Consider the following 10,727-nt stretch of genomic DNA (forward strand, 5'->3'; position numbering starts at 1 on the left):
TCACAAGGGTTGTGGGGCACCGTACGCCATACGACGACGGGCTCCGAACGCACAGCGTCCGGAGCCCGTCGTACGGGTTCAGCGCGAGGCTCAGGCCTCGTTCTTCTCCTCGGCGTTGTCCTCGGTGGCGGCCTCGGCCGTCTCCGTGGTCTCGTCCTCGTCGTCCTCGAGGTCGACGACCTCACCGTTGGTGTCGACGACCTTGGCGGCCTCGACCACGGTGGCCAGCGCCTTGCCGCGGGCGACCTCGCCGACCAGCAGCGGAACCTGGCCGCCCTGGACGACCTGCTGGGCGAACTGGTCCGGGGTCAGGCCCGAGCCGGCGGCGCGGCGGATGAGGTGCTCGGTCAGCTCCTCCTGGGAGACGTTGAGCTCCTCGTCGGCGACGATCTGGTCCAGGACGAACTGGGTCTTGATGCCCTTCTTCGCCTGCTCCTCCAGCTCCGCGAGGTACTCCTCCTCCGACTTGCCCTGGGTCTCCAGGTAGCTCGCCAGGGTGAGGCCCATCGGCTCCAGCTGGTGGTGCTCCAGGTTGTGCTTGCGGGTCTCGACCTCGTCCTTGAGGAGCTTCTCCGGGAACTCGATCTCGACCAGGCCGAGCAGCGCGTCCAGCACCTTCTCCTGGGCCTGGGTGGCCTGGTCGTACTCCTTCATGCGCTCCAGGCGCTTGCGGGAGTCGGCCTTCAGGTCCTCCAGGGTGTCGAACTCGCTGGCCAGCTGGGCGAACTCGTCGTCCAGCTCGGGCAGCTCCTTCTCCTGGACGGCGGTGACCTTGACGGTGACCTCGGAGGTCTTGCCCGCCTGGGTGCCGCCCTTGAGCTCGGTGGTGAAGGTGGCGGTGCCGCCGGCCTCCAGGCCGACGACGGCCTCGTCGATGCCGTCGATCAGACGGCCCGAGCCGATCTCGTAGCTCACGCCGGCGGCGGTGCCGTCCTCCGGCACCTCGCCGTCGACCTCGGCCTCCAGGTCGACGACCACGATGTCGCCGGCAGCGGCGGCGCGCTCGACGTCCTTGACCGAGGAGAAGCGCTCGCGCAGCTGCTCCAGGGACTTGGCGATGTCCTCGTCGGAGACCTCGATCGGGTCGACGGTGACCTCGATGGTCGAGAAGTCCGGCAGGGTGATCTCCGGGCGGACGTCGACCTCGGCGGTGAACTTCAGGTCACCGCCGTCGGCGATCTTCTCGACACCCTCGATGTTGGTGATGTCGGGCTGGCCGAGGACCTCGATCTTGCCCTCGTCGACGGCCTGCGTGTAGAAGCGCGGCAGGGCGTCGTTGACGGCCTCCTCCAGCACGGCACCACGGCCGAAGCGCTGGTCGATGACCCGGTTCGGGATCTTGCCCTTGCGGAAGCCCGGGACCGAGACCTGCTGGTTGATCTTCTTGTACGCCGCGTCGAGGCTGGGCTTGAGCTCCTCGAAGGGCACCTCGACGGTGAGTCGAACCCGGGTCGGGTTCAGAGTCTCGACGGCGCTCTTCACGGTTAGGTCTCCTATGGGCTTGCGGTCAGGTTGCCTGCGCCCTCCCCGGACGCCGGCCGGGGCCGGTTTCCAGCGGGTCGGGCGAGACGGGCGATGGGCGGTTGGAGCTGCATCTCCCGTGGGGGGTGGACGGTGAGCGTGACTCCTCGCCCTCGTGCGGTTGACCTGGGTGGACGCCACAGGGACTACCGCCAGCGCCCCATCCTACCGGTACCACGAAAGGCGGACGCCAGGACGCCGCCGTCCGGGCCCGTTCAGGCCCTCCCGGCGGCCCTCCGGGCCGGTCCGGACGCGTCCCCGCCGCCCTCGGCCGGCGGCGCGCCGGCCGCCCCGCCGGCCGGTCCGTCGCCGGGTCCGTCCCCGGGCCCCGGGCCGCCCTGCACCGGCGCCGGGCGCATGGTCGCGGCGGCGTCGGAGTCCCGCACCCACAGCGCGATCACGGCCGCGAGCAGGGCCAGGACGGAGGCGGTCAGGAAGGCCGCGCGGTAGGCCGTGAGGTTCGCCACGGGCGTACCCGAGGCGTCCGCGGCGAACGGCCCGACGGCGGTCAGCACGGTGCCGAGCACGGCCACGCCGAGCGCCGAGCCGATCTGGCGCTGGGCGTTGTAGAGGGTGGAGGCGGCGCCGGTGGCGGCGGCGGGGACGGTCGCGAAGGCGGCGGTCTGGCTCGGCATGAAGACGTGCGACATCGCGAAGCCGGTCAGGAAGAGCAGCCCGCGCACGGCCCAGAGGTTGCTCTCCGGCCCGATCGTCGCCATCAGCGCCAGGCAGCCGGCCACCACGGCGGACCCGGCGGCGAGGAGCCGGCGCGGGCCGATCCTCGGGTAGAGCCGGGCCGACACCTGGGAGGCGAGCATCACGCCGAGCGCCTCGGGGAACACCATCAGCCCGCTGTGCAGGGCGTCCATGCCGAGCGCGTTCTGCATCAGCAGCGGGAACAGGTAGAGCATGCCGAGGAAGGCCGCGCCGGAGAAGAGCGAGAGCAGGTTGACGGTGCGGAAGATCCGGTCCCGGAAGAGCCGCAGGTCGAGCATCGGCTCGGGGCGGCGCAGCTCGACCGCGACCAGGGCGGCGAGGGCGAGCAGGCCGGCGAGCGCCGGGGCGAGGATGCGCGCGCTCCCCCAGCCCTCAGACGCCCCCTCGGACAGCCCGTACATCGTGCCGCCGAAGCCGACGGCGGCGAGCAGGAAGCCGGAGAGGTCGAAACGCCCGGCCCGCTCGACGCGGTAGTCGGGCAGGAAGAGCAGGCCGAAGACCAGCCCCGCGAGGCCCACCGGCACGTTGACGATGAAGACCCAGTGCCAGGACCAGCTGTCCACCAGCCAGCCGCCGAGCACCGGCCCGCTGGCCGGGGCGACGGCGGTGGGCAGCATCAGCACCCGGGTGGCCCGCATCCGCTCCTCCTGCGGGAAGGCGCGGAAGAGCATGGTCATCCCGACCGGGGTGAGCAGGCCGCCGGCCGCGCCCTGGAGGATCCGGTACAGGGTGAGCGAGGCCAGCGAGTCGGCCGTGCCGCAGAGCAGCGAGGCGGCGGTGAACAGCGCCAGCGAGTACAGGAAGACCCTGCGGGTGCCGTAGCGGTCGCCGAGCCAGCCGGAGAGCGGGACGAAGACGGCCAGGCTGACCAGGTAGCCGACGTTGATCACGCCGACCCCGGCCGGATCGGTGCCGAAGTCCCGGCCGATCGCGGGCAGGGCCACGTTGACGATCGTGCCGTCCATGATCGTCATGAACAGCGAGGCAACGAAGACGACGCCGACCGCGATCTTGGGGTTCATCCGCGTCGGCCGGCTCGGGCTCGTCGCACTCATCGGGGGATCTCCAGGCTTGGTGAAAAATCAACCACCTACCATGCCGGAGTCGGGCCGGAAACGACAACAGGGCCCCGCCCTGGGCGAGACCCTGCGCACGGTCGGGGTGACCGGATTCGAACCGACGGCCTTCCGCTCCCAAAGCGGACGCGCTACCAAACTGCGCCACACCCCGTGGTGCCGAGAGGAAGCGTACACGCCGGGCCCCGCCGGATCGCCGAGATATTCCGAGGCCCTCACCGGGAATCGGGTGTGCGCACAGCCGACCGGACCAGGTACGCTGTTCCCGACCTTCCGTCCGGCGACGGCCGGAGGATCACGCGGGCGTAGCTCAATGGTAGAGCCCTAGTCTTCCAAACTAGTCACGCGAGTTCGATTCTCGTCGCCCGCTCAGCAGGACGAACGGCCCCGGTGGATGTGCGCATCCACCGGGGCCGTTCGCGTTTCCGGCACCCCGTCGGCCCTGCACCCCGTCAGCCCCGGGGCCTCACAGGCCCAGCCGGGCGGCCCGGGCGGCGGCCCGCTCCAGCAGCCGGTGGACGTCGGCCTGGCGGGTGGCGGGCCGGTCGTTGAACTCGTCCGGGGAGTTCACCGGGCGGCCGGTGGCGTGCAGCACCTCCATCAGCTGCACCCGGGCGGTGCGCACGGTGGCCGGGGTGCCGAACCCGTGGGCGAGCACCGCCGCCTGGGCGCCGAGCAGGCAGACCCGGCCGGAGGCGTCCCACATCGCGCCCTGCAGCCAGCCGTGTGCGGCGATGTAGCGGGAGGCGAGGGCGAGGTGCTCGGCGGCGGTGAGCGGGACGGGCCGGGCCGGACGGCGCAGCGCCCGGTCGAGCAGGGTGGCCCGGGGCGGGCGGTGGCCGGCGTGCCAGGGCTGCGGCACCGAGCCGTACGGGCAGACGTAGGGCGCCGGGGTGCGCGCGGGGGCGGGCAGCGAGGCGAGGTACGCCTCGATCTCGGCGACCAGCCCGGCGGCGTCCGGGCCGAACGGGACGAGGGGCCGCGGGGCGGGGGCGGGCCCGAGGGCGGTGCGGGGCATGCGGGTTCTCCAGGCGGAGCCGGTGGTTCTCGCTACCCAAAATGGTGCATTCCGGTCATCTCTGCGAGTGGAACGGCACGCCGGTGGCTCCGGACCCGAACGGCGCGGCGGCGCCCGGACGGTTTCCCGGGGGGCCTCCGGGCCGATAGCCTCGGCGGCGTTCGAGAGCAGTTCGATGGCAGATGGCGTTCGAGCGATTCGAAGCCGTGAGCTGAGGAGTCCCCGTGCGCCCGCAGGACCGACTGGCCGTGATTCAGCGCTGCGTGGTCCGGGAGATGGCGCGGCTCGGGCAGGGGTTCACCGTCGACGGCGAGGTGGTGCGCGGTCCCGGGACGGTCGCGGTGGCCGTCCGGGAGCACCCCGGCAGTGAGGGCGCCGGGCACGTCGACCTCGGCTGGGCGATGGAGCTCGGCCGGGCCGACGCTCCGGTGGTGTGGGACTGCACGGCCGGCCTCGGCAAGACCGAGGAGGAGAAGCTCGAGAACGCGGTGCGGATGTGGGCGACCACCACGGCGGCCGCGCTGGTCGAGCTGCGGGAGGGGCACGGCGCGCACGCCGACCACGCCGACCACCCCGAACTGCCCGGCTGGCACGCCGTCCAGGGGCCGGCTGCGGTCTTCGGGTTCGGCAACGAGCGGCTGGCGGCCTGGCTGGCCGGGAACCGGGTGGTGCCGGCGCTGGCGCCCGCGCTGCTGCCGGCGCTGACCGGGCCGGGCTCGCGCCGGCCGCACGGGGTGAAGCTGTTCCTCGGCGGGCGGTCGGGGGACGACGTGGCCGAGGTCAGGATCGACGGCGAGGTCAGCGAGGCGGCGTCGGCGGCGCTGCGCGCGCTGGACTGGCCGCGCGGCGAGCGGCTGTGCTGGGCCCGGCTGTTCGTGCTGCTGACGGCCCGCGAGGAGCCGCCGGCGGCGATGACCGCGCCGGCCGGCGCCGGCGGGGTCGCGTCGGCCCGGCCGGCGGCCGTGGCGGCGGCGCGCCCGCGGGGCCTGTTCGCCCGGTGGCGCCAGGCGAGGCGCGCCGGCCGGTGACGGGACGCCGGCCGCGGAGGTCCGGCGGTCCGGCGGTCAGCCGGCGATGCTGGAGATGGACTTGGCGAGCTGGGACAGGAAGTCCTGGATCGGCTTGGCGGCCGTGCTCTGGTTGAGCATGAAGCCGAACAGGGCGGCCAGGATGAAGTGCCCGGGCTTCAGCTGCTTCTGGCGGATGAAGATGAAGCAGATGACGCCGAACAGGACCAGCGCGGAGACGGAGAGTGCCACCCGGACTCACTTCCTCGTTTCATAGCGGGGCGCCACCGGCGGACGACCCCTGCGAAGCCGGACCCCGGCCTGTCCGACGGTCCCGAGGCGGAACGGCAGTTCGTCCGGCACGTCGAGGCCGGAGGGAAGGCAGCCCGGTACGGACGCACGGTTTCCGTCGTGCCGCATGTGACGCCCCCCATCCCCCGAATCCTGAACAGTCCCGCCCGGACTCAGTGTGGTCGACCGTGCCGATTGCGTAAAGGTCTGACAGTAGGTCGAACGCCGACATCCTGCGATGCGAGACGAGTTTCCGCCGACCGGGACGATAGCCGAGACATCCTGACGAATAGTCGGCGGGGCACCGCTGAGCGGCCGGGAAACGTTCGGCGGGCCGGAACGGAACCGGCAGGTCCGCTCCGCTTCCGGGGTGCCGGAATTGGCTGAAGATCAGCTCCGGGGCTTGACAGCAGCTGCCGTTGGCACGTGCCGTCGCACAGGGCGCCTCAACAGGGCCCGCGGCGGGGCTCCGGCGGGCCGCCGAAGGCCGCTCAGTCGCGCCAGAGCAGCAGGACCGCGCGGTCGTCGTTGATGTCCCGTGCGACCGTCTCGATCAGCCGGGAGGCAGCGCCGCCGCCGGCGCCCGGGCCGCCGCCCGGCACCAGCCGGTCCGCCTCGCCCATCAGCCGGTCCATGCCCTCCGAGAGGTCCCGGCCGGGTGCCTCGACCATGCCGTCGGTGCACAGCAGCAGGACGTCACCGCGGTTCAACCGCCCCCGCACGCCCTCGAACTTGGCGCCGTCGTAGATGCCGAGCGCCGGTCCCTCCTGCGCCTCCTTGACCTCCCAGCGGCCGGCGCCCGCCAGCCGCTGCATGCCCGGCAGGTGCCCGGCCGAGAGCAACTCGTACTCGCCGGTGTCCAGGTCGAGCACCAGGTGCACGGCGGTCGCGAAGCCCTCCTCCCAGGACTGCCGCAGCAGATAGCCGTTGGCGGCGGGCAGGAAGTCGTGCGCGGGCAGCGAGCCGAGCAGCCCGCCGAACGCTCCGGAGAGCAGCAGCGCCCGCGAGCCTGCGTCCATGCCCTTGCCGGAGACGTCCGCGAGGACCACCTCCAGCACCCGCCGGCCGGGGCCGGTGCGGTCGGCGACCACGAAGTCGCCCGAGAAGGACTGCCCGCCGGCCGGGCGCAGCGCCATGTCGGCGTGCCAGCCGTCCGGCAGCCGGGGCACCCGGCTCTGCACCCGCAGCCGCTCGCGCAGGTCGAAGAGCATCGTCGAGCCGCCCCACCAGGGCACGCCGACCCGGCTGCGGAACTGGGCCAGCAGCAGTCCGCCGACGCCGGCCGCGCCGACCACCAGGGCGGCGCCGGGGGTGACCCCGTAGGTGTAGGACTCGGGGTGGTCGCTGGCCACCCGCTGGCCGGTGTGGATGACCGACTCGGCGGACAGGCCGAGCGCGGCCAGCGCGTACAGCACCACCAGGGAGCCGGGGCGCAGCAGCAGGGCCGCCGCCAGGATCGGCAGCACCAGGGCGGTGGGCGGGGCCCAGGCGGGCCACCAGACGTTGAGCAGGATCAGCAGCGGCACCAGCAGGGAGAGCGCGCAGAGCACCGGCCAGTCGGCGGCGCCGCCGCGGAAGTAGTCCACTCCGGCGGTGCGCAGCCTTCGGCGGACCCGGCGGAGCCTCTTGCGCAACCGGGCCGTCACGGGGTCGGACGCCGGGGCGGCGCCGGGCCTCGTCGCAGTCGTCTGGGGCGGTGTGCCCGGCGCTCTGCCAGCCATGGGGACCGACCATATCCAGCGCCCCCGGTCGGCGTCGACGGCCCGGGCGGGGGCGGCGGTGCGGTGGCGCGGGCCCGTCAGCGGGTTTCGGCCGATTGCGGCGGGTGGCGGCCGGAGTGTCAGGAGGCGTGCGGGCACAGGGCGTACGAACCGCCCGGGCGGCGCGTGCCCCGTCGCACGGGCGGGTCGGGCGCGGCGTGCGCCGGGGTGCGCGCTGTGGCCGATCACACAGCGATCACACAGCCGCCGTCCAGCCGCCGTCCGGCCGGTTCCGCACCCTCCAACGCGGGCCGGGGAACGCAGCGGCCGGCCGCACCGTCCCGGGCGCGGCCGGCCGCCGGGAGGAGCCGGGACGGGCGGGAGGGGTCAGGCCTCCTGCTGCGGGTGGTGGGCCGGGATCGGCGGGAGCTCGCCGGTGGTCTCGTACACGCCGAGCATGTCGATCCGGCGGGTGTGGCGCTCGTCGCCGCTGTACGGGGTGTTGAGGAAGATCTCGACGAACTTGGTGGCCTCGTCCTCGGTGTGCATCCGGCCGCCGATGGAGATCACGTTGGCGTTGTTGTGCTCGCGGCCGAGCGCGGCGGTCTGCTCGCTCCAGGCCAGCGCGGCGCGGACGCCCTTGACCTTGTTGGCGGCGATCGCCTCGCCGTTGCCCGAGCCGCCGATCACGATGCCCAGCGACTGCGGGTCGGAGGCGGTGCGCTCGGCGGCGCGCAGGCAGAACGGCGGGTAGTCGTCGAGGGCGTCGTAGATGTGCGGCCCGCAGTCGACCGGCTCGTGGCCGGCCTCCTTGAGCCACTCCACGAGGTGGTTCTTCAGTTCGTATCCGGCATGGTCGGAGCCCAGGTACACGCGCATGCCCATGAGTGTGGCATGCGCGCGGACCCGGGCTCCGCAGGGGGCGGCGCGTTCGGCAGGTCCGGCGCCGGGCCGGGCCCGACGAGGAGGTGGCGCGGTGCCGCCGACGGCACCGGACCGGGGCGCCCCGGGGGCGGGCCCGGCCCCGACGGGGGCCTCAGCGGCGGCCGAGGAGCTTCCAGGCGACCGGCAGGGCGCCGGCGGCGAGGGCGGCCTTCAGGGCGTCGCCGACCAGGTACGGGTAGAGGCCGAGTTCGGCGGCGCGGGCCATCGGGACGTCGAGGGCGAACGCCAGGTAGGGCACGCCGACCGCGTAGATGGCGAGGCTGCCGAGGACCATCGCGGCGGCGGTGCGCACCGGCGAGCGGTCGGCGCCGCGCCGGGCCAGCGCGCCGACCAGGCCGGCGGCCAGCACGAAGCCGATCGCGTAGCCGAGCGAGGGCATCGACCAGCCGGAGGAGCCCTCGGCGAACCACGGCACGCCCGCCATGCCGGCCAGCAGGTAGAGGCCGAGCGAGGCGATGCCCCGGCGGGTGCCGAGCGCGGTGCCGACCAGCAGGGCGGCGAAGGTCTGGCCGGTGACCGGCACCGGGGAGCCGGGGACGTTCACCGACAGCTGGGCGGCCAGGCCGGTGAGCGCGGCGCCGCCGGCGACCAGGGCGAGGTCGCGGGCCTGGGCGCCGAGGCGGGTGCCGGCGGCGGGCAGCAGGTCCGCGAGGACGGCGCGGCTCGGAACGGGGGTGCTGGCGGTGGCCATCGGGCTTCTCCTCGGCACGGTGGGGATCCGGACGATCGAAGGATCAGCGGATCAAGTGAGTGATCACTCCGAACCTACGCGGCGATCGCACCGAACACCGTCAGGGATCCGGACAAAGCCCCGGCCGCCCTCCTTGTCGGGTCCCGACCCACCGGCACGACGGAACGTGACCGCACGGGCCCGGAATGTCACGATGAGGTCCGCATGCTGATCCCGGACCGGGCATTCTTGGCATGCACAGCCACGTCACCGGATATTGGACAGCTCGCACCGCATGTCGAACAGTCTGGATCCACCTCCCATGGCCCGCTCCTCCGCGCGCTCCGCGCCGCCCGGGACCACCACACCCCCTCCCCCGGCCCCCGGCCAGCAGCTCTCGCACGGGCTCAAGCAGCGCCACCTCTCGATGATCGCGCTCGGCGGCGTCATCGGCGCGGGCCTGTTCGTCGGCTCCGGCGCGGGCATCGCGGCGGCCGGACCCGCCATCATCCTGGCCTTCGTGCTCTCGGGGCTGCTGGTCATGCTGATCATGCGGATGCTCGGCGAGATGTCGGCGGCCCGCCCGGCCTCCGGCTCCTTCTCCGTGCACGCCGAGAAGGAGCTCGGCCCCTGGGCCGGGATCACCGCCGGCTGGATGTACTGGGTGATGCTCTGCTGCGGCGTCGCCGCCGAGGCCACCGCCGCCGGCCGGATCGTCAACGGCTGGGTCCCCGGCGTCTCCGCCTGGATCTGGGTCGCCCTGTTCATGGTGTTCTTCTGCGCCAGCAACCTCACCGCGGTGAAGAACTTCGGCGAGTTCGAGTTCTGGTTCGCCGCCGTCAAGGTCGCCGCGATCATCGCCTTCCTGGTGCTGGGCGCACTCGGCGTGGCCGGCGTGCTCGGCCCCGGCGCCCCCGGCACCACCAACCTCACCGGCCAGGGCGGCTTCCTGCCCACCGGCGTCAGCGGACTGATCGTCGGCCTGCTCGCCTCCGTCTTCGCCTACGGGGGCCTGGAGACCGTCACCATCGCCGCCGCCGAGTCCGAGGACCCCAAGCGCAACGTCGCCTACGCGGTGCGCACCGCCGTCTGGCGGATCGCGATCTTCTACATCGGCTCGATGGCACTGGTCGTCACCCTGGTCTCCTGGAAGGACCCGGCGGTCGTCGCCGACGGCCCCTACGTCACCGTGCTGCGCCACCTCGGGGTGCCGGGCGCCGGGACCATCATGCAGTTCGTGGTGCTGATCGCCCTGCTGTCCGCGATGAACGCCAACATCTACGGCGCCTCCCGGATGGCCTACTCGCTGGTCGGCCGCGGCCAGGGCCCGCGCGCCCTCGCCAAGGTCAGCGGCGGGGTGCCCCGGCGGGCCGTGCTGGCCTCCTGCCTGTTCGGCTTCGCCGCCGTACTGGCCGCCAAGTTCTGGCCCGCCACCGTCTTCACCTGGCTGATGAACACCACCGGCGTCGCCATCCTGGTCGTCTGGCTGTTCATCTGCGTCGTCCAGCTGCGGATGCGCCGCCGGCTGGAGCGCGAGGCGCCCGGGCTGCTCACCGTGCGGATGTGGGGCTTCCCGTACCTGACCTGGGTCGCGATGGCCGCCGTCGCCGGCATCCTCGCCCTGATGACCACCACCGAGGGCAACCGGCAGCAGCTGTACGCGGCGGGCGTGCTGGTCGCGCTGCTCACCACCGCCGGCCTGGTCAAGCAGCGCCGGGACGCCGCCCGGGGCTGACCCGCGCGAGCGGAGCGAAGGGGGCCCGGCACCGTGCGGTGCCGGGC

The 10,727-nt window shown here is 73.5% G+C and carries 9 protein-coding genes and 2 tRNA genes; 3 read left to right on the top strand and 8 right to left on the bottom strand.

Annotated elements, in window-relative coordinates; translation table 11 throughout:
• Positions 1–90: 90 nt before the first annotated feature.
• From tig to ACFU74_RS32630, 3 genes are all read right to left on the bottom strand, one after another.
• Entirely contained in the window at positions 91–1,482 is a 1,392-nt protein-coding gene (gene tig, locus ACFU74_RS32620) for a trigger factor (protein WP_380763393.1), read from the bottom strand.
• A gap of 254 nt (positions 1,483–1,736) precedes the next feature.
• A complete protein-coding gene (locus ACFU74_RS32625; protein ID WP_380763395.1) occupies positions 1,737–3,293 on the bottom strand; it encodes an MDR family MFS transporter in 1,557 nt (518 codons plus the stop codon).
• Positions 3,294–3,394: 101 nt separating this feature from the next.
• A tRNA-Pro gene (locus ACFU74_RS32630) sits at positions 3,395–3,468 on the bottom strand.
• A 145-nt stretch (positions 3,469–3,613) separates the two neighbouring features.
• Between ACFU74_RS32630 and ACFU74_RS32635 the strand changes: the two genes are divergently transcribed.
• Positions 3,614–3,684: transfer RNA gene (locus tag ACFU74_RS32635), tRNA-Gly, on the top strand.
• Positions 3,685–3,780: 96 nt separating this feature from the next.
• On the opposite strand, the gene ACFU74_RS32640 is transcribed toward ACFU74_RS32635, so the two are convergent.
• Positions 3,781–4,332: a hypothetical protein gene (locus tag ACFU74_RS32640; RefSeq protein WP_380763397.1), complete on the bottom strand. Its 552-nt coding sequence runs from the start codon at positions 4,330–4,332 to the stop codon at positions 3,781–3,783.
• Between the two features lie 224 nt (positions 4,333–4,556).
• On the opposite strand from ACFU74_RS32640, the gene ACFU74_RS32645 reads away from it, so the two are divergent.
• A complete protein-coding gene (locus ACFU74_RS32645; RefSeq protein WP_380763399.1) occupies positions 4,557–5,360 on the top strand; it encodes a DUF6348 family protein in 804 nt (267 codons plus the stop codon).
• Between the two features lie 36 nt (positions 5,361–5,396).
• Here the strand turns inward: ACFU74_RS32645 and ACFU74_RS32650 are convergent, their stop codons facing one another.
• The 4 genes from ACFU74_RS32650 to ACFU74_RS32665 form a co-directional block, all read right to left on the bottom strand.
• Positions 5,397–5,591, bottom strand: coding sequence for a hypothetical protein (locus ACFU74_RS32650; RefSeq protein ID WP_380763401.1), 195 nt, complete (start codon positions 5,589–5,591; stop codon positions 5,397–5,399).
• Positions 5,592–6,121: 530 nt separating this feature from the next.
• On the bottom strand, positions 6,122–7,351 hold the full coding sequence (locus ACFU74_RS32655) for a PP2C family protein-serine/threonine phosphatase (protein WP_380763403.1): 1,230 nt from the start codon (positions 7,349–7,351) through the stop codon (positions 6,122–6,124).
• Positions 7,352–7,717: 366 nt separating this feature from the next.
• Positions 7,718–8,209, bottom strand: coding sequence for a ribose-5-phosphate isomerase (locus ACFU74_RS32660; RefSeq protein ID WP_380763405.1), 492 nt, complete (start codon positions 8,207–8,209; stop codon positions 7,718–7,720).
• A 157-nt stretch (positions 8,210–8,366) separates the two neighbouring features.
• Positions 8,367–8,966 carry a biotin transporter BioY gene (locus tag ACFU74_RS32665; RefSeq protein WP_380763407.1) on the bottom strand — a complete coding sequence of 200 codons (600 nt, stop codon included), beginning with the start codon at positions 8,964–8,966 and terminating at the stop codon, positions 8,367–8,369.
• A 301-nt stretch (positions 8,967–9,267) separates the two neighbouring features.
• Here ACFU74_RS32665 and ACFU74_RS32670 point away from each other — a divergent pair, with 301 nt between their 5' ends.
• Entirely contained in the window at positions 9,268–10,680 is a 1,413-nt protein-coding gene (locus tag ACFU74_RS32670) for an amino acid permease (protein WP_380763409.1), read from the top strand.
• Positions 10,681–10,727 lie beyond the last annotated feature (47 nt).

This window comes from Kitasatospora sp. NPDC057500, assembly GCF_042802195.1.
Lineage (GTDB): Bacteria > Actinomycetota > Actinomycetes > Streptomycetales > Streptomycetaceae > Kitasatospora.